The sequence below is a fragment of the Mycobacterium sp. MS1601 genome (genome assembly GCF_001984215.1).
Lineage (GTDB): Bacteria > Actinomycetota > Actinomycetes > Mycobacteriales > Mycobacteriaceae > Mycobacterium.
Genome location: NZ_CP019420.1, coordinates 3,855,866 through 3,875,008, shown reverse-complemented (window position 1 = coordinate 3,875,008; position 19,143 = coordinate 3,855,866). Strand labels below are relative to the sequence as shown.

The 19,143-nt window shown below is 65.3% G+C and carries 15 protein-coding genes and 1 pseudogene; 10 read left to right on the top strand and 6 right to left on the bottom strand.

What is annotated here, in order from left to right:
* Positions 1 to 34 precede the first annotated feature (34 nt).
* From BVC93_RS18860 to BVC93_RS18845, 4 genes are read right to left on the bottom strand one after another with little or no spacing between them, the layout of a single operon-like run.
* Positions 35 to 604: a 3-phenylpropionate/cinnamic acid dioxygenase subunit beta gene (locus BVC93_RS18860; RefSeq protein WP_083738813.1), complete on the bottom strand. Its 570-nt coding sequence runs from the start codon at positions 602 to 604 to the stop codon at positions 35 to 37.
* A 23-nt stretch (positions 605 to 627) separates the two neighbouring features.
* Positions 628 to 1,845, bottom strand: a complete 1,218-nt coding sequence (locus tag BVC93_RS18855; protein ID WP_083738812.1) for an NAD(P)/FAD-dependent oxidoreductase — start codon at positions 1,843 to 1,845, stop codon at positions 628 to 630.
* The gene (locus tag BVC93_RS18850; RefSeq protein WP_083738811.1) at positions 1,845 to 2,180 is read right to left on the bottom strand and encodes a non-heme iron oxygenase ferredoxin subunit; all 336 of its coding nucleotides are present in this window, start codon (positions 2,178 to 2,180) and stop codon (positions 1,845 to 1,847) included. Before BVC93_RS18850 ends, BVC93_RS18855 begins: the two co-directional genes overlap by 1 nt.
* Positions 2,173 to 3,351: an aromatic ring-hydroxylating dioxygenase subunit alpha gene (locus BVC93_RS18845; protein WP_197687571.1), complete on the bottom strand. Its 1,179-nt coding sequence runs from the start codon at positions 3,349 to 3,351 to the stop codon at positions 2,173 to 2,175. The genes BVC93_RS18850 and BVC93_RS18845 overlap by 8 nt, the downstream gene beginning before the upstream one ends.
* Positions 3,352 to 3,638: 287 nt before the next feature.
* Here BVC93_RS18845 and BVC93_RS18840 point away from each other — a divergent pair, with 287 nt between their 5' ends.
* From BVC93_RS18840 to BVC93_RS18810, 7 genes are all read left to right on the top strand, one after another.
* Complete coding sequence (locus BVC93_RS18840; RefSeq protein WP_083738809.1) at positions 3,639 to 4,619, top strand: zinc-binding dehydrogenase; 981 nt, start codon at positions 3,639 to 3,641, stop codon at positions 4,617 to 4,619.
* Positions 4,620 to 4,628: 9 nt separating this feature from the next.
* Positions 4,629 to 5,579, top strand: a complete 951-nt coding sequence (locus BVC93_RS18835) for a 3-carboxyethylcatechol 2,3-dioxygenase (protein ID WP_083738808.1) — start codon at positions 4,629 to 4,631, stop codon at positions 5,577 to 5,579.
* Positions 5,576 to 6,385: a 2-keto-4-pentenoate hydratase gene (locus tag BVC93_RS18830; RefSeq protein WP_083738807.1), complete on the top strand. Its 810-nt coding sequence runs from the start codon at positions 5,576 to 5,578 to the stop codon at positions 6,383 to 6,385. Before BVC93_RS18835 ends, BVC93_RS18830 begins: the two co-directional genes overlap by 4 nt.
* Positions 6,382 to 7,347, top strand: a complete 966-nt coding sequence (locus BVC93_RS18825; RefSeq protein WP_083738806.1) for an acetaldehyde dehydrogenase (acetylating) — start codon at positions 6,382 to 6,384, stop codon at positions 7,345 to 7,347. Before BVC93_RS18830 ends, BVC93_RS18825 begins: the two co-directional genes overlap by 4 nt.
* The gene (gene dmpG / locus BVC93_RS18820; protein ID WP_083738805.1) at positions 7,344 to 8,372 is read left to right on the top strand and encodes a 4-hydroxy-2-oxovalerate aldolase; all 1,029 of its coding nucleotides are present in this window, start codon (positions 7,344 to 7,346) and stop codon (positions 8,370 to 8,372) included. Before BVC93_RS18825 ends, dmpG begins: the two co-directional genes overlap by 4 nt.
* A gap of 472 nt (positions 8,373 to 8,844) precedes the next feature.
* The gene (locus BVC93_RS18815; protein WP_083738804.1) at positions 8,845 to 11,427 is read left to right on the top strand and encodes a flavin-containing monooxygenase; all 2,583 of its coding nucleotides are present in this window, start codon (positions 8,845 to 8,847) and stop codon (positions 11,425 to 11,427) included.
* A gap of 101 nt (positions 11,428 to 11,528) precedes the next feature.
* Positions 11,529 to 12,284 carry an SDR family NAD(P)-dependent oxidoreductase gene (locus BVC93_RS18810; protein ID WP_083738803.1) on the top strand — a complete coding sequence of 252 codons (756 nt, stop codon included), beginning with the start codon at positions 11,529 to 11,531 and terminating at the stop codon, positions 12,282 to 12,284.
* Here BVC93_RS18810 and BVC93_RS18805 read toward each other — a convergent pair.
* Positions 12,281 to 14,599, bottom strand: coding sequence for an ATP-binding protein (locus tag BVC93_RS18805; RefSeq protein WP_236950021.1), 2,319 nt, complete (start codon positions 14,597 to 14,599; stop codon positions 12,281 to 12,283). The two genes, BVC93_RS18810 and BVC93_RS18805, sit on opposite strands and share 4 nt — an antisense overlap.
* A 172-nt stretch (positions 14,600 to 14,771) precedes the next feature.
* On the opposite strand from BVC93_RS18805, the gene BVC93_RS18800 reads away from it, so the two are divergent.
* From BVC93_RS18800 to BVC93_RS34765, 3 genes are all read left to right on the top strand, one after another.
* Positions 14,772 to 16,574: an acyl-CoA dehydrogenase gene (locus BVC93_RS18800; RefSeq protein ID WP_083738801.1), complete on the top strand. Its 1,803-nt coding sequence runs from the start codon at positions 14,772 to 14,774 to the stop codon at positions 16,572 to 16,574.
* Between the two features lie 17 nt (positions 16,575 to 16,591).
* Positions 16,592 to 18,217 (top strand): fatty acid--CoA ligase, encoded by a 1,626-nt coding sequence (locus BVC93_RS18795; protein ID WP_197687570.1) that lies wholly within the window; start codon positions 16,592 to 16,594, stop codon positions 18,215 to 18,217.
* 105 nt (positions 18,218 to 18,322) lie between these two features.
* Positions 18,323 to 18,772, top strand: coding sequence for a hypothetical protein (locus tag BVC93_RS34765; RefSeq protein WP_083738799.1), 450 nt, complete (start codon positions 18,323 to 18,325; stop codon positions 18,770 to 18,772).
* Here BVC93_RS34765 and BVC93_RS33195 read toward each other — a convergent pair.
* Positions 18,762 to 18,914 (bottom strand): annotated as a pseudogene (locus tag BVC93_RS33195) (integrase core domain-containing protein); the annotation flags it as partial. The gene BVC93_RS34765 and the pseudogene BVC93_RS33195 sit on opposite strands and share 11 nt — an antisense overlap.
* Between the last annotated feature and the right edge of the window lie 229 nt (positions 18,915 to 19,143).

Genomic DNA, 19,143 nt, shown 5'->3' with positions numbered 1-19,143 from the left:
TTCACTTGTCGGTTCGGAAAACAAGCTCGTCGATTCAGAAGAAGGTGGAGATGTTCTTGGCCTGCAGGACGTTTTGGTCGAGCAGGATGACCCTGCGGGCGACCGTCAATCCGCCGTCGGGGATGCGACGCAGGATGTCGGTGCGGCACCCCGCGAACACGTTCTCCTCACGTTCGAGGCGGTTGCGGTACACCAGGAATGCCGAGCGGGCGGCGAGCTCCTGGCCGGCTCCATGATCCGACTCGACATGGTGCACAACGACATTGGTGACCAGGTGCCGAGTCCGCGAGGGCGGGTCCTCGGCCCAGGCCATGCCCGAATCGAACCGCCGGATCCGCCAGGCCAGACTTGCCTTGGTCTCGTCGTAGAACGCACCCTCGCCCCGTGCCGAGATCGACAGCGCCTGTTGGCGACGCAACCGGTTGGTTCTGGTGGGCATCCAGTAGTCGAGGTCCTCGGCCAGCAGATCAAGCCAGTCGGTGAAGCGTCCGTCGTCGAGCAACTCAGCCTCGATGTAGTAGAACTGCTCGACCTCGAAGTGAATGTCGTGGCCGGCCCGCCTCGCACCGTCGGTGCTGGCCAAGATCGTTGCCGCGCTGGTCATGTGCGTGCTCTCTGTTGTCGTCGTCATCGTTTGATCAGCCTGCGTAGATCCACCGATCGATCGCCCAGTTCGGTGGCGGATACGGCGATGCCACGGTCGATCATCCGGCGCGCGGCCCGAACAGACGCGGCGTCGTCGACCGCAACGGCTCCGACAACCCGCCCGCCACGCAATCCAAAGCACGCGTACGGCTGCTCACCAAGGCGACCCCGAGACGCGAACTCGTCCGCACCAGCGAGGTTTCCGACGATCTCGACGTGTGTCCCGTACCGATCGGTCCAGAACCAGGACGCGCCGTCAGCTGGTGGCGACACGCCGAGTATCGTTGCGGCCGAGCGCTGTCCGTCGCGCTGGGCTGCCTCCCAGTGCTCGCTGCGGTGCAGCAGGACACCGGCGGCACGGGTTCGCGCGACATCGCCGACCGCGAGGACCGCCGGATTCGATGTCACCTGCATCGGGTCGACGACGATGCCGCCGTCTACCGTCAGACCGGCGCCGCGAGCCACCGCGGTCGCCGGGGCCATCCCCACGGCCAGCACGACCGCGTCGAACACCCGCGGCTCGGCCCCGGCCAGTACCGCGGCGATTCCGCCTGGCGAGTCCTGGAACGACTCGACGACACCGCCCAGCACAGTGGCACCGTGGGCAGTGTGCATGCCGTGCAACCACGAAGCGATCTCGTCACCGATAACGGCGGCCAACGGCGCCGCGAGCGGGTCGACGATCGTGACCTCGCAGCCCAGATGCAGTGCCGTGGAGGCCACTTCGGCGCCGATCAAGCCCGCACCGACGATCAGCAGCCGCGCCCCGGGCAGCAGCGCGGTGCGCAGTCGGTCGGCATCCTGCGCGCCGCGCAGCGTATGCACCCGGGCGCTGTCAGCCCCGGGGATCGGTGGCCGCAGCGCGTGACCGCCGGTTGCTAGCACGACCTTGTCCGCCCGAACCGCGCTGCCGTCGGTCAGCTCGACCACACCCAGACCGGGCCGCAGCGCCCCCACCGAACTGTGTGCCATCAACTGCACGTGGTGGTCGTCGAACCATTCCGGAGGCTGCAGGGCAATGCTTTTCAGTTCGACGTCACCGGCCAGGTAGGCCTTCGACAGCGGGGGCCGGTCATAGGGGAACTCCCCTTCGTCGATCAGGACAATGTCCCCGTCGAAGCCGCCGGCCCGCAGCGCCGCGATGACACTCACTCCGCCGACACCGCCACCGACAACCGCGACTCGGCCGAGGCCGGTCATCAGGGCTTCTCCCCCGGATAGAGGAACACCTGGCCGTCGCGCACCTCGACCCGGTGTGGGCGGGCGTCCTTGGTGGCCGGCAGGCCATCGACGGCACCGGTCTTGAGACAGAACTTACTGGAGTGCAGCGGGCACTCCACCTGACCGCCCTCGACCCACCCGTCGGCCAGCGAGGCGTCGGCGTGGGTGCAGGTGTTGTCCAGCGCCCACACGCTGCCGTCGTCATCGCGCAGCACAGCCACGTCATCGTCGGTGCCGGTGACCGACCGTTCGATGACGATGCCCTCGCCTTCGGGGATGTCGTCGACGGCGGCGACCCGGATGCCCTCACTCATCAGCGGCCTTGCTTTCATGCCACGCCGGGGTGCTCATCACGTCACGCCAGCGCGCGTAGAACGAGCGCGCCGCGGCATCGCTGTAGAGTTCACTGGTCATCCCGGGGTGGCGACCGTCTTCGCGTTCGGATCCCAGCCCCATCTGATAGTTCAGCGGGACGGTGTTGGTGATGAATCCGTGCGAGATGGCCTGCACCTCACTCCAGTTCTCACCGTCGTCCTGTTCGAAGATTCCGCTGGGGCCGAAGGTGCGCAGGTTGTACAGGCGCTGAGCTTCTCGCACCTCCTCGGGCATCGACTTGTCCACGATCGTCCACGCCCAGACCTCCATCCGGTCAGGTCCTTTCGGATGCCACACCCGAATCGACCCGTTGACCGGAAGATAGGAGAAGTTCGGGAACACGGTGGCATGTCCGGTCGTCAATGGGCCCTCGACGCGTGCGTCGCCCAACCGCAGCCGCAGAGCGGCGTAGTCCATCCATTCATGCACGGTCTGGGCGTCGAACCGGTTGCGCGGGTGCACCGGAAAGCCGTGCCCGTGCCCCATGGGGTCGACGTACTGCCGTCCGGTGCGCTGCACCACTTCGTCTTTGGGCTTTCCCCCCGGCGACAGCACCGTCAGCGCCGAGCCGTGACTCATGTTGACGTGGTACCAGTCGCTGGCGAACTGCTCGGCGGCGAGCTTCCAGTTGCCCTCCAACACCCATTTGTTCACACCGCCGACGACGACGGTGCCTTCTGGATCGTGGTCGAGCATCGCGTCCATGTACCAGGTCATCCCGCCCAGTGCCTCACGCAGGCTGTTCGCGCCGGGATCCCAGTTCCCGAAGATCAGCCCCCGGTAGGAATCCACGTTCGGCACCTCGACCAGACCCCACTGACCGGACTGGAAGCTGTCCGGGTAGCCCTCTTTGTTCGGGATGCTGATCAACTTGCCCTCGAGGTCGTACGCCCACCCGTGATAGGTGCAGGTGAAACTGCGGGTCGCACCCAGATCCGCACGGCACACCCGCGCCCCCCGATGCCGGCACGAGTTCAGAAAGACCCGGACCGTGCGGTTCTTGTCCATCGTGACGATCACCGGGTCCTCACCCATATAGGTGGTGAAGAAGTCGCCGGGCTTGTGGAACTGGTCGCTATGGGCCAGGAACAGCCAGCTGGTGGCGAAGATGCGCCGCTGCTCCTGCCGGTAGATCAGTTCATCGGTCCACACCGCGCGGTCCAGCAACCCACCGTCGGCGTCGACCAGACCCGACACGTCGACAGTGCGCTCGAGTTGCGCGGGACGTCGCAGCGTGGTGCTCGGCGGCGACGTGAGCGCCTGAGCCTCAGCACCCGGTTGCATGGTGGAAGTCATGCCGACCACACAACTCCGGTCGCCCAAGCAATTCCAGCGATCGTTTCGCACAACGGCACACCGACTGTGCATCGCTGCACAACACCGCCAACGTTGGCAATGTGCTTGCCGCAGTAGCTGTCTCACAGAATCCACATGACCCCCTGGAGGGCCTCGAGCTCCGCGATGTGCCGACACCGCAACCCAGGCCGGGGTGGGCCGTGGTGCGGGTGGCGGCCTCCGCGCTGAACATGCACGACCTGTGGACCCTGCGCGGTGTCGGGCATCCCGCAGAACACCTGCCGATGACGCTGGGCTGTGACGTGTCGGGATACGACGAGGACGGCAACCCGGTGATCGTTCACCCGGTCATCGCCGACCCGGACGCCGGCCGCGGAGACGAGACACTGGACCCCCATCGTGCGCTGTTGACCGAGCGCCACCATGGCGGATTCGCCGAGTACATCTCGGTACCGCGGCGCAACCTCGTCGCGATGCCACCCTGGCTGACCTTCGACGAGGCGGCGTGTCTGCCGGTGGCATGGACGACGGCTTACCGAATGTTGTTCACCCAGGCCAACATCAAGGCCGGCGATCGTGTCCTGGTGCAGGGTGTCGGCGGTGGCGTGGCCTCGGCCGCCATCAAACTTGCGGTGGCCGCGGGCGCTGTCGTCTACACCACCAGTCGAAGCGAGGCCAAACGCACCGAAGCGCTCGGGTGGGGTGCGCGGGCGGCAGTGCCCAGTGGGGAGCGACTGCCTGAGCGAGTCGACATCGTCATCGAGACAGTCGGTGAAGCCACCTGGTCGCACTCGCTGAAATCGGTACGGCCGGGCGGCACCGTCGTGGTCGCCGGAGCGACCACCGGGATGAACCCACCCGCAGACCTGGGACGCATCTTCTACCTGCAGCTGAGAATCCTGGGGTCCACGGGAGCCACGCGTACCGAACTCGAGGCGCTGCTGCGGTTGCTCGACGCCACCGGAACCCGTCCGGTCATCGACCGGACCTTGCCACTTGCCGATATCCACAAGGGGTTTCAGCTGATGCTCGACGGCGACGTCATGGGCAAGGTTGTCATCCATCCGCCGTCCGAGAACTGAGGTATCCACATGACCGCCGCCGTCGTTGGCCTGTCCCACTCGCCGCTCATCGGCAAGAACGACCCCGACCCCGACACCCTTGGCAGGGTCGACACAGCAATCGACGCCGCGAGGGCTTTCATCGCTGACTTCTCCCCCGACCTGGTGGTGCTGTACGCGCCCGATCATTACAACGGCTTCTTCTACAAGGAGATACCGCCCTTCTGTCTGGGCACCGAGGCGCACGCGGTCGGCGATTTCGATTCGTCGGCAGGACCGTTGTCCGTCGACACCGACGCCGCCCGCCGCATCGCCGAGGGTGTGCTCCAACGCGGTGTCGATCTGACCATTTCGGCGCGGATGACCGTCGACCATGGCTTCGCCCAACCGCTGGAGACGCTCTTCGGCGGCATCGACCGGGTCCCGGTGGTGCCGATCTTCGTCAACGGCGTCGCCACACCGCTGTGCCCCGTCGCACGAATTCGCGCCCTCGGCACCGCCGTCGGTGAAGCCGCAACCGATCTCGACCGACGCGTGCTCTTTCTCGCCTCCGGAGGCCTTTCCCACGACCCGCCGGTTCCGGTGCTCGACGGCGCCCCGCCAAAGGTTGCCGATGCCCTGATCGAAGGGCATCCACCGACACCCGAGCAGCGCACCCGCGGCGAGGGGCGGGTGATCGAGGCCGGCCGGCAGTACGCGGCCGGCGGCACGACGATGATCCCCATCAACCCGGGCTGGGACAACAGGTTCCTCGACCTGCTCGAGCACGGTCCCCTCGGCGAGTTCGACACCTGGACCACCGAGGCGATGGCCGCCGAGGGCGGCGGCTCGGCGCATGAGGTCCGCACCTGGATCGCCGCCTTCGCATCGCTGGCCGCCGTCGGCAGCTACACGATGGATCTACGTTTCTACGAACCGATTCCGGCCTGGATCGCCGGATTCGCGGTGGCGACCGCACGACTGACGGACACACCCCGATGAGCCTGGAGAGCAGTGCGGCCGTCGTCACCGAGGTGGCCGATCTCCTGACCATCGCCACCGACACCGGTAGCCCCATCTCCCCCGTGCGACATCTGATCGGCGGCGCCGACATCGGCCTGGCCTACGCCGTGCAGCAGGAGCTGGTGCGGCGACGACGCGCCGGGGGCGCCGAAGTGGTGGGGCGCAAGATCGGACTGACCTCTCCGGCGGTGCAACAGCAACTCGGGGTCGACCAACCGGACTTCGGCGTGCTCTTCGCCGACATGAACGTCACCGATGTCGATGCGGTGCCCTCGGCGCGGCTACTACAGCCGAAGGTGGAGGCAGAGATCGCCTTCGTCCTGGGCCAGGACCTCGTCGGCGGCGGCTTCACCGCCGGCAGCGTCCGCAGCGCCGTCGACTACGCCGTTGCCGCGCTGGAGATCGTCGACAGCCGCATCGCGAACTGGGACCTGACGATTGCCGACACCGTCGCCGACAACGCCTCCAGCGGACTGTTCGTGCTCGGTGACACGCGGGTTCGACTGTGCGACTTCGAGCCACGGGAGGTCACCATGCAGATGTACGCCGACGATCACCTGGTCTCCGAGGGCACCGGCAGCGCCTGCCTCGGCGATCCCCTCATTGCCCTGGCCTGGCTGGCCCGAACCGCCGAACAGTACGGGGAGCCATTGCGGGCCGGGCAGGTCATCCTCTCCGGCGCACTGGGTCCGATGGCCCCGGCACCACCGGGAACCCGTATCCGCGCCGCAATCACCGCCCTGGGCGGGGTGTCGGCAACCTTCTCATCCAAGGACACCCCATGACCAAGACCAAGGTGGCCATCATCGGCTCCGGCAACATCGGCACCGACCTGATGTTCAAGATTCTGCGCACCTCCGAACACCTGGAAGTGGCGGCGATGGTCGGCATCGACGCCGACTCCGACGGACTGGCACGCGCCCGCCGCCTGAACATCCCGGCCACCCACGACGGCGTCGACGGGTTGATATCGATGCCGCACTTCGGCGACATCGACATCGTCCTGGATGCCACATCGGCCCGCGCGCATATCGCGAACGCCGCCGCCCTTACGCCACACGGCAAGACGCTCATCGACCTGACACCGGCAGCCCTCGGTCCCTACGTGGTCCCCACGGTCAACCTGGACACATGCCTCGAAGAGGGCGCACGCAACCTCAACATGGTCACCTGCGGCGGCCAGGCCACCGTGCCAATCGTCGCCGCGGTGTCGGCGGTGACGCCGGTGCCCTACGCCGAGATCGTCGCCTCCATCGCGTCGAGGTCAGCCGGACCCGGGACCCGTGCCAACATCGACGAATTCACCGAAACCACCTCCCAGGCAATCGAATCGGTGGGTGGCGCCGCCAAGGGAAAGGCCATCATCGTCCTCAACCCCGCCGAACCGCCGTTGATGATGCGCGACACCGTGTTCTGCCTGATCGGAGACGCAGACCACGCCGCGATCCGCCAGTCGATCCACGAGATGGCCGAACAAGTCGCCCACTACGTGCCGGGGTACCGACTCAAACAGGACATCCAATTCACCCCCATCGAACCCGACGAACCCGTGCACACCCTGCTGCGCCCCGGCTCCGCGCCGGTGCGCACCCGGGTATCGGTGTTCCTCGAGGTCGAAGGAGCCGCCCACTACCTGCCCGCCTATGCGGGCAACCTCGACATCATGACCTCGGCCGCCATCCAGGTCGCCGAGGCCATCGCCCGCCGCACCAGTACCGATCCCCTCATGTCGGAGGCACGCCCATGACCCCCACGCTCTACATCCAGGACGTCACGCTGCGCGATGGCATGCACGCCATCCGACACCGCATCAGCACCGCCGACGTCGCACGGATCTCCGGCGCGCTCGACGCCGCCGGCGTCGATGCCATCGAAGTCGCCCACGGCGACGGGCTGGCCGGCGGATCGGTCAACTACGGCCCGGGCAGCCACACCGACTGGGAGTGGATCGAAGCCGCCGCCGACAGCATCAGCACTGCGGTGTTGACCACCCTGCTGTTGCCCGGCATCGGCACCATCGCCGAGTTGCGGCACGCCTACACCCTGGGGGTTCGCTCGGTGCGGATCGCCACCCACTGCACCGAGGCCGACATCTCCGCCCAACACATCCAGACGGCGCGCGAGCTCGGAATGGACGTCTCGGGCTTCTTGATGATGAGCCACATGGCCGAGCCCGCGCAGCTCGCCACCCAGGCAAAACTCATGGAAAGCTATGGCGCGCAATGCGTTTACGTCACCGACTCCGGAGGACGATTGACGATGAACGGCGTCCGCGAGCGTATCCGCGCCTACCGCGACATCCTCGACGCCGACACCCAGATCGGTGTGCACGCCCACGAGAACCTCTCACTGTCGGTGGCCAACAGTGTCACCGCCGTCGAAGAGGGCGTCACCCGCGTCGACGCATCGCTGGCCGGCCAAGGGGCCGGCGCAGGAAACACCCCGATCGAAGCCTTCATCGCGGTCGCCAACCTCCTGCAGTGGACGCATGGCTGCGATCTCATGGCGCTCGAGGACGCCGCCGACGATCTGGTCCGTCCGCTACGAGACCGGCCGGTCCAAGTCGACCGCGAAACCCTCACCCTCGGATACGCCGGGGTCTATTCGTCGTTTCTGCGCCACGCCGAGAACGCCTCGCGCACCTACGGCATCGATGCCCGCACACTGCTGCTCGAAGTCGGACGGCGCGGACTCGTCGGCGGGCAGGAGGACATGATCGTCGACATCGCGTTGGACCTCATCGGACAACACGCTGCCGCCACCGCTTCCTGATCCGACGAACAGCACCGCACGACTGAACCTCGATCATCGTCGGACTCGTCGAAGCCGAAGTGCCTCCGGCCCTCACACCAAGTCGATGATGTCGACGCAAGCACCGTCGTGGCTGCAGGTAACAGCCAGTTCGGTGGCAAGCCTCCGAAAGAGTTCCACGGCCGGTTGCGCGGGCCAGTCCTCGGGTGGCAGTGACCGAGCGTTTGCCGCGACGGGCACAGCCTCGCCAGACGCGGCGGAAGTCATGGGTCACCTCGAAGACCCCGACGCCGGAATGGGGCGACTCATCCTGTTCATCGTCGTCGACGACGGGTGTCGTGCTCGACGACGACCTGCGCGCGACAGCAAACAACCGGCTGAGCACCCGCACTCTGATCTGACCCGTCGCGCGAGAAGTTCAGGTATGCGCACAGGTATGGGTACGGGTAGTCCGCCGGATGTGCCTCGGATCACTGTTCACCACCATGGAGGCATGAACAACACTGATGTTGATGTCGTGATCGTCGGGGCCGGATTCTCAGGTCTGTATGCGACACACCGAGTGCGAAACGGGTTGCAGCTCTCGGTGCAGGCCTTCGAGGCCGCGCCCAGCGCCGGCGGGGTGTGGCATTGGAACACCTACCCCGGGGCGCGTTGCGATTTCGAGAGCATCTTCTATTCGTATTCGTTCGACGAGGATCTGCAGCGCGAATTCCGCTGGACGGAGCGCTTCGCCTCTCAGCCCGAAATCAAGCGATACCTCGAACACGTCGCCGACCGATTCGACCTTCGACGCAGCTACCGCTTCAACACGCGGGTGACGTCGGTGGTGTGGGACGACGACGCCGAGCTGTGGCGTGTCGGCACCGACGACGGCGCCACCACGACCGCACGGTTCTTCATCAACGCAGCGGGTGCATTCGGGGTGACGAAGCCCAACGACTTCCCCGGCCAAGGCGACTTCGGAGGCACGGTGGTGCACACCAGCAGTTGGCCCGAAGAGGGTGTCGAATTGGCCGGCAAACGTGTCGCCGTGATCGGCACGGGGTCTACGGGCATCCAGGTCATCCAGACCATCGCCAAGGAGGTCGGCGAACTGACGGTCTTCCAGCGGACCCCCAACTTCGCCTGTCCCCTGGGCAACAGGCCATTGTCCGATGACGAATTCAACGCCACGGTGGCCGACTACCCACGGATTCGTCAGGAGGCACGCAACAGCATCACGGGCGCGGCATACCCGCGCGCGGCGCTTCCAGCCGCGGCCCACACTCCAGAACAGCAACGCGCGGTCTACGACGAGTTCTACAACGGCGGCGGATTCCGAATGCTGGCCTCTACCTACTACGACCTGATCACCAATCCCGAAGCGAACCGGACTGCGGCCGAATACATCCGAAGCCGCATCCGTGAGCGTGTCACCGACCCCAAGGTCGCCGAACTGCTGTGCCCGACCGACCACCACTACGGAGTCAAGCGGGCGACGTTCGAAACCAAGTACTACGAGGCGTTCAACGAGCCCCACGTGACCCTGGTCGATGCGCGCGCGACACCGATCGTGCGCATCACGGAGAAAGGCATCGCCACCACGGACCAGGAATACGAATTCGACGTCATCATCTTGGCCACTGGATTCGACGTGGGCGCGGGAGCGCTGAAGCGGATGGGCGTGCTCGGCCGCGGAGGCAAGCAGCTGACCGATCACTGGGCGCACGGCCAACGCGCCTATCTCGGCGCGGCCACCCATGGGTTTCTGAACCTCTTCCATGTCAACGGACCGCAAAGTGCCGCAGCCTTGTTCAACAATCCGATCGCAATCGAAGTCAGCGTCGACTTCATCGCGGGGGTGATCCAGACCATGGTGGATCGCGGGTACCGGACGGTAGAGGTGACCGACGACGCCGAGACCCGCTACAACGAGCTGGTCTGTGAAGTCGCCGATGCGACGCTGTTTCCCACCGGAACGACGTGGCTCATGGGTGACAACATCGCAGGCAAACCGCGGACGCCGGTGTCACTGTTCACCGGCGCACCCATGTACTGCGCGATCGTCGACGAGGTCGCGGCCCGCGACTACAGCGGATTCGCCTTCGACGGACACGAAAGGCCGTGTTCGACCCTGGTGAGTCTCGATGGGAGCGAAGTCTTCCTGTTGGCGGGACTGATGAACATGGGCATGAAACCCCTCGAGCAGTGCTCTCTGGAGGAAGCCCGGTTCAGCCTGGAAGCCTTCAAGGCCATGCAGCTGCCGCTGCCTTGCGGCATCTCCATTACCGAGGCTTCCTATCCCACGGAGGAGGGACACCGCCCGGTGCGGCTGTATCGGCCCGAAGGCGACGGCCCGCTCCCCATCATCGTGTTCGTTCACGGTGGCGGTTGGATCGGCGGAAGCCTCGACGCATTCGACGAGCCGTGCGCGGTCCTGGCTCAACGGGTCGGCGCGATCGTGGTGTCGCCGGACTATCGGCTGGCACCCGAACATCCTTTTCCCGCAGCTCCACACGACGTCCTCGCTGCACTTCGGTGGGCCGGAGAGCATGCCAGCGAGTTCGGCGGAGACCCCGACCGGATGGCAATCGGCGGCGAGAGCGCGGGAGCGAACCTTGCAGCGGTGACCGCACTGCGTGCCAGAGACGAGGGCGGGCCCGCGCTGCGAGCCCAGATTCTGGTGACCCCACCCATCGATCCATTGGCCGACAACAACTCTCGCAAGCAGTTCGCCAACGGACCGATGATCTCCGCCGAGGTCGGAGAACGCATGTGGACCATGTATCTGGGTGATCCCGCGAACGCCATGTCACCGTGGGCCGCGCCTATCCGGGCCGACGACCTGTCCGGGTTGCCGCCCACGCTGATCGTGACCATGGAGATCGACCCGACTCGGGACGAGGCCGAGGACTACGCGGCCGCGTTGCAGGCCGCCGGGGTACCGACTCAATGCCGACGCCTCGCCCGCCTGTTCCACACGACGCTGTCGGTGTCAGGGGCGGTGCCGCGAGCTGCGGAGATCCATGACGCGATGGCGGAATTCCTTGGGCCACTGCTGGCCCGGCGAACCGAGGCGAGCATCGTCGGCTGAGGCGTGATGGCGGTCGGGCCACCGGATGCGGAAGTGGTCTTTGAAACAGCCTGATTCGGTTCATCCCATACTCGACACGAAATGAAAGAAGGTACGCTGACATGAGCGGTTCCCTCCAGGGCAAGCGGGCTTTGATAACCGGCGGACACCGTGGGATCGGTCGCGCGATCTCCGACGCCTTCGCCGAGGCTGGTGCGGTCGTCGCAATCGCCGATATCGAGGGCGCCGAGGCTGCGGCGAGCGAAATCGGGCGTGGCGCAATCGGTGTCGCGTGCGACGTGAGTTCGGCCGACAGTGTCGCCGCGGCAGTACAGACGGCGACGGCCTCCCTCGGCGGGCTCGACGTGCTGGTCAACAACGCCGGCGTGGAGGTGCTCGCCCCGCTGCACGAGGCCAGCGAGGCTGACTTCGACAGGTTGATGTCGATCAACGTGCGGGGACCGTGGCTCGTGTACAAGCATGCCGTTCCGGCGCTCATCGATGGTGGCGGTGCCATCGTCAACATCGCCTCCATCAGCGGTGTGGTGGCATTCCCGCTCCTAGGTGTCTACTCGGCGACCAAGGCGGCGTTGATCAGGCTGACTGAGTCCATGGCACTGGAGCTGCGTGACCACCGCGTGCGTGCCAATGCCATCTGTCCAGGCTTCGTGAACACCGAGATGGTGACACGAACCAGTGACGTCTTCGCGAACATCACTGGTATGCCGTTCGAGCAGATGGTGACCCAGGGTCAGGGCGGTATGGCCGCACCGGGCGACGTGGCGGGCCTGGCGACCTATCTGGCCTCAGACAGCGCATCCTTCGTCAATGGCACGGCCATCGTGGTCGATGGGGGCATGAATCTGCGCCGTGTCTAGCGCGGCGAAGGGTGCCGGGCCATCCATGCCGCGACTTGAGCGCGGGAGGCGAAGCCCAGCTTTGAGAGAATGCGCTCAACGTGCCCGTCGGCTGTGCGCTTGGAGATGACGAGTCGCTCAGCGATCTCACGGTTGGACAGACCCATCTCGACCAGCGCCGCGACTTCGAGTTCCCGTTTACTCAGCGGTTCGCTGGGCAGGCGCGCTGACCTGTGGACGCCATCGAGGACACCAAGCACGAAATCGATCGCCTCGTCGACGGCCAGCGGTCTGGCTGGACGTGAGATGTCCACCGGTGCAGGCTCAGTCGGCGCGGTGGTGTGGGCGGCAGCGAAACCGGACAACTGGGGTCCAAAGGCATCGAGGGAGGTTCCCATTGCCTGCCACAACCCACTGGCCGTGCGCGAGAGCACCCGGGCACGACTCGATTGACGGCGGTCGTTGGCGATCCACCCGAGCAGATCGGTAGCCAGCGCGACCGCGATGCCATCGCCGAAAGTACGTCGCAGCGTCAACACTCGGCGCGCAGAGCGCTCCGCGTCATCGTGCTGGCCCAATGACCAATGTGCCAGCGCAGCAGCCCATTCGGCATATCCGCGAGCCGAGCGTTCACCATGCTGCTCGCACAACGTGGCGGCGTCACGGGCTTCGGCGAGGGCTCGGTCGGCCGCGCCGTCCGCTGACAGAGCGCTGGCCAGCATGTATCGAGCCGTCAGTTCCATTTCACGATCGCCACGGGCAGCGTGGTCCTGCACCACTTGGCCAAAGCCGCGCACCGCAGCGGAGGTGTCACCGGTGAACAAATCCCGCAGCGCCGTCCATTGGCGCACGTGCGCGCCGAACACTTCGTCATCGGACTCCGCGGCGTACAGCTTCAACTCGTTCAACCACCGAACCGGAGATTCGTGGTCGCCCTGCAGCAAGGCTATCCAGGTGACAACCCACAAACAGTCCGCCCGCGCGGCTGATGGCGACGTTACGGCCTCCAGCATGGCTTCGATGCGCATCCTGCCTTCTGCCAGGCGACCGTTGGACAACCAGTGATAGCGCAGCCGCCCCAGCAGTTCGAGCGCGGACTGTTCTTCCGATGGAGTCGCAGCGCTCCAATGCAGGGCGGCCACGTAACTGGGATGATCGAGGCTCATCTGCCGAATCAGGTCGTCCTGGTCAGGTCCACACCACTGCGTCAACATTCCGGCAGCCCGACGCAGCATCACGTCGCGGTGGCGGCGGTGTAACTGCTCCGTCTCGCCGGCCTGGTCCGCCAACTCGGCAGCGACCTCTCGCACGGCGGCCGGAAGGTAGTACCGCATGGTCCCCGCGCCACGATCCGTGAGCACGATCGACTGGGCGACGAGTCGGTCGACCGCGTCGAACACGTCATCGGCGCGCAGCTCGCCGAAAGCACAGATCTGTTCGGTGAGTTCAAGGTCGAAGCTCGCTGGAAACACCGCGAGGCGGCGCCACAGCACTTGCGCGGTGCCGTGACACAGGTCGTAGCTCCAGTCCACCATCGCCCGCAGGGACCGGTGGCGTGACATCGAGTTGACGTCGGAGGCGGTCAGGGACGTCAACCGCTTCCGGAACCGCTCCACAACCTGCGCCACCGTGAGGGACCTCAGTTTGGCCGCCGCCAGTTCGATCGCCAGTGGCGATCCCTCCAGCAACCGGCATAGCTCGATCACCGCATCGGCGTTGACGGCGGTCACGTCGAAGTCCGGATCGACGGCGGCGGTGCGTTCGATGAGCAAGCTGACCGATCCGTCGGCGACCAGTTGCTCGGCGGGCGTGCCGAGTTCGGGCACGCTCAACGGAAGAACCGGGCGCAGTACCTCACCCACCACACCCAGGTGCTCGCGGCTGGTGGTGATGACGCGTAGGTGCGGCGCTGCACGCAGCAGCACGGGCACGGTGAGGCGCACTGCGTCGATGACGTGCTCACAGTTGTCGAGGACCAACAACACTCGGCGTTCGGGAAGGAAGGACAGCAGCTTGTCAAGCGGCGGTGTCGCGGACTGATCGCTGATCCCGAGGGCACTGACGATCGCGGCCTCGACGTCGTTGGCGCCGGCTCCGACGCTGAGATCGGTCAGCCGGACCAGCCAGGCGCCATCGGGGAACCTCCCACATTCGCGATGCGCCACTTCCAGAGCAAGCCGGGTCTTACCCACGCCGCCGGATCCGGTGAAGGTGATCAAACGCGACTGGGTCAGCACCTTTTGGGCTGCTTCCAGATCGTGACGGCGAGCCACAAGTCGATTCAACGGCGGGCCTACCCGCTCGCCTCCTCGTCGCTGGCTCCGCGATGAGCTCATACCAAGATCCTAGGTCGCTTCTCGCGTGGCGCCGCGAAATCCGCGCTGCGCAAGGGAATAAGGGCGGCACACCGGCACGGTCGCTGGCTCGACACAGGTGCGGCTACCGAAACCGTTCCATTGCACGGCACGAGGGCTCGACCGGGTCGTCTTCGATCGTTGCAATGAACCCATGAAGTCGACGCTGATGTCTCGCCGTGACCTTGACTTTCTGCTGTTCGAGTGGCTGCGTGTCGATGAGTTGCTGAAGCGAGCGCGGTTCGCTCACCACACCAGTGACACGTTCGCCGACGTTCTGACCCTGTGCGAGGACCTGGCCGAGCGCCATCTCGCGCCACACTACAAGCGCAGCGACACCGTGGAACCCACCCTGCACGACGGCACCGTCAGCGTTCTGCCCGAGATCAAGGACGCGTTGCGTGCCTTCGCCGAGACTGAACTGCTCGCCATGAGCTTGGACGAACGACACGGCGGAGCCCAGGTGCCGGCGGTCGTGTCCACGGCCGCGTTCACCTGGTTGCAGGCGGCCAACGTCAGTACGATCGGCTACCCCCTGCTGACATTGGCCAATTCCAACCTGATCGTCGAATTCGGAACCGAAGACCAGATCACGACTTTCGTGCCACCCATGCTTGCTGGGCGATTCACCGGCACCATGTGCCTGTCCGAACCGCAGGCGGGATCGTCGCTGAGCGACATCACCACCCGAGCCATACCGCAGGACGACGGAACGTACCGACTCTTCGGATCCAAGATGTGGATCTCGGGCGGCGACCACGACGCGAGCGAGAACATCGTGCACCTCGTGCTGGCCCGGCTGCCTGGGTCCCCACGTGGCACCAAGGGCATCTCGCTGTTCATCGTGCCGAAGTTCCTGCTCGCCGAGGACGGAGCGCTCGGTGAGCGCAATGATGTGGTGGCGGCGGGCCTCAACCACAAAATGGGGCAACGCGGATTGGCCAACGCGGCGTTGAACTTCGGCGAAGGCGCCTTCGAGCCCGGCGGCGCCGCGGGAGCTGTCGGCTATCTCGTCGGACAGCCGCACCACGGGTTGGCCTACATGTTCCACATGATGAACGAAGCCCGGCTGATCACCGGCGCCGCCGCCACCGCCCTGGGTTACACCGCGCACCTCAAGTCGCTCGACTATGCCCGGACGCGGCCGCAGGGGCGTCCGCTCTCGGCAAAAGATCCCGATGCGGCACCGGTGGCGATCATCGAGCATCCCGACGTCAAACGGATGCTGCTGGCCCAGAAATCTTACGTCGAGGGCGCGCTCGCACTGGTGTTGTATTGCGCGCGGCTGACCGACCTCGCCGCTGCGGCCGAGACGCCCGAGGAGGGCCAGGCCGCCACCGAGCTTCTCGATCTGTTGACTCCGATCGCCAAGAGTTGGCCGGCGCAGTGGTGTGTTCAGGCCAACGACCTGGCCATCCAGATCCACGGCGGCTACGGTTACACGCGCGAGTACGACCTCGAGCAGCTCTACCGCGACAACAGGCTCAACCCGATCCACGAGGGCACTCACGGCATCCAGAGCCTGGATCTGCTCGGCCGCAAAGTGCGCCAACACGGTGGTGCGGGTTTAGGACTGCTGGAACAAGAAGTCACCACGACAATCACTCGGGCCACCGCGATCGGTGGTGAGCCGGCGCACCTGGCCGAGCAACTGCAGGAGTCGTGGCAGACGTTGCGCGATGTCACCACAGTGCTGCTCAGGTGCGGTGACCCGACCGTGGCGTTGGCCAACAGCGCGCACTATCTCGAGGCGTTCGGCCACATCGTGGTGGCATGGCTGTGGCTTGACCAGGTGCTTGCCGCCCACGGCCGGGAGGACGGCTTCTATACAGGCAAACGGTATGCGGCCCGCTACTTCTACCGCTACGAAGTGCCAAAGACCAAGGTACAACTGGACTTGTTGGGCACACTGGATCAGACGACCGTGGAAGCGACCTTCGACGGCTGGGAGGCCTAGAACTCGTGAAAAGCACGATGCAGGACTACTGCCTGACCATCGGGGCCATCGCCCGGCACGGAACCACCGTTCACACCCGGCGCCAAGTGAGAACCCGTCGGCCTGACGGGACCATGCGTGTCGTGACGTTCGCCCAACTCGGCCGGCGCACAGCACAACTGGCCAACGCACTGCGAACGGTGGGGGCCGGCGCCGACACCGTGGTGGCCACCTTCATGTGGAACAACCAGGAGCACGTCGAGGCCTACTGCGCTGTGCCCGCGATGGGTGCGGTGCTGCACACGCTCAACATCCGGCTCGCAACCGACCAGCTCGTCTACATCGCCAACCACGCCGGTGACGAGATCGCCATTGTTGATGCCAGCCTCGCCGAACAGTTTGCTGAGATCGCGCCGCACGTGGCCACCTTGCACACCATCATCGTGACCGGCGATGCCGACCTCAGCAGCCTGATGCGGACTGGAAAACGCGTCGTGCGCTACGACGGCATTCTCGACGGACAGCCCGAGACGTACGACTGGCCTGATATCGACGAACACAACGCCGCATCCATGTGTTACACCTCTGGGACCACCGGCAACCCCAAAGGCGTTGTCTACAGCCATCGGTCCAGCTACTTGCATACCATGGCGATCTGCGCCAAGGGTGCACTCGAAGTAGGGCCCGAAGACGCGGTGTTGCCCATCGTGCCGATGTTTCACGCCAACGCGTGGGGCCTCATCTACGCCGCCTTGATGGCCGGTGCCGACCTCGTCCTGCCCGACCGCTTCCTGCAAGCCGAACCACTCGTCGAACTCATCGAACGCGAACGCCCGACAATCGCCGGCGCCGTACCGACAGTCTGGAACGACATCGTGGAGCACCTCAAGGAGCGACCCGACACCGACCTCTCGTCGTTGCGTCTGGTCGGATGCGGCGGATCGGCGATTCCTGTGCATCTCATGCGCACGCTGCACGACAAGTACGGGATCAACCTTGTCCAAGCGTGGGGAATGACCGAAACATCGCCATTGGCAACGATATCCAAGCCATCGTCGCTCCTGGCAGAGGGTGAATACTGGCAGCGCCGCGCATCTCAAGGCCGCCCGGCGTGCGGCGTGGAGTTGCGGATCGTCGACTCAGAAGGGACGGTCATCGCTCATGACGGAGAAGGCGTCGGGGAGTTGCAGGTACGGGGCCCGTGGATCACGGGCAGTTACTACAACTTGGAGGCTGGCGGCTCCTTCGACGGCGGCTGGCTCAGCACCGGAGATGTCGGCTCCATCGATGCCGATGGGTACGTCACTCTCACCGACCGGGCCAAGGATGTCATCAAGTCCGGCGGCGAATGGATCTCCTCGGTACAGCTCGAGCTGGCTATCGCTTCGCACCCAGGTGTGTTCGAGGCGGCGGTCATCGCGGTGCCCGACGACAGGTGGCAAGAACGCCCCCTTGCAGCGGTGGTGCTCGGCCACAACGCAGACGTGACTATCGTTGAGCTGCAAGATTTCTTGCGCGACAAGGTCGCGCGCTGGTGGATCCCGGAGCGGTGGGCGTTCGTCGATCAGCTTCCTCGTACATCCACGGGCAAGTACGACAAGAAGTGTCTCCGCGAGTGGCATCGGCAAGGGCAGTTGACTCCAGTCGATCTCGCCGGTCGCTGAACACGATTCTGCGGAAGGAGCCGTCGTGGCCGCTCCTGTTGACCCCGGGAGCACGGACTGGGATGAAGTGTCACATGCCGTGGCAACGCGCACTTCCCACACGATCTGCACCCGCTCGGGCACGCCAGGGCAGGACACGCACGCGCCGAAGGCGTCGACTTGGGGCCGATCAGGATGGCCCACATCAGCTGGGGCGCATCCCTCTCAGTAGTCACCACCCACCCCGGTGCCTATGCCGTCAACATCCCGGTGTCCGGTTACCTGAAGTCGGTCATCGGTCAGCCACCCGGACAAGGTGCGGCTGTGCAGTGGGGCTTCACCCATATCAGCCGTTTCGCCGTCGCGTACCGCCTCGCAGACCCTACACGTCTGATGGACCTGGTAATCGCAGCCTGTCCAGACATCGAATACTGCTTCAGACAAAGCGCGGCGACGCACCTCGCCGATACAGCAGGGGGGGTCGGTGATTCTTTCGGGTTTTGCGCCGAGGCTCTGTACCTGCTGCCTCAACGGCTCGACGGTGGTAGTTGTAACAGTGCTTCTAGTCGCCGATGACCACGCAGGCTTGGGCCAGCGACCAGAAGCTGTTGATGCATTCGTTTCGGATGCGGGAGTTGAACGATTCGACGTAGCCGTTGTGCCAGGGATCGCAAGTCGGGGTATCCGTTTTGGCCAGGTAAAAGTATCCACCCCGTGTTCGTCGTGTCGATGTGGAACTGCGGGCCCCGATGGTGACGGTGAAGGCGCCAACCAATCGCCATCACCATCGGGGAGTTCCATTGAATTCTGCGAAGGACCGAATGGACATCATTTCCGCCCACTACGAGCTCGGGTCCTACCAGCTGCCCTGAGTTTGGACACCTTGGCGGGGTTTCGAAGCTCATAGTCGTTTGACCTGCAGCATTGTTTCGACGAGTAGGTGTGTT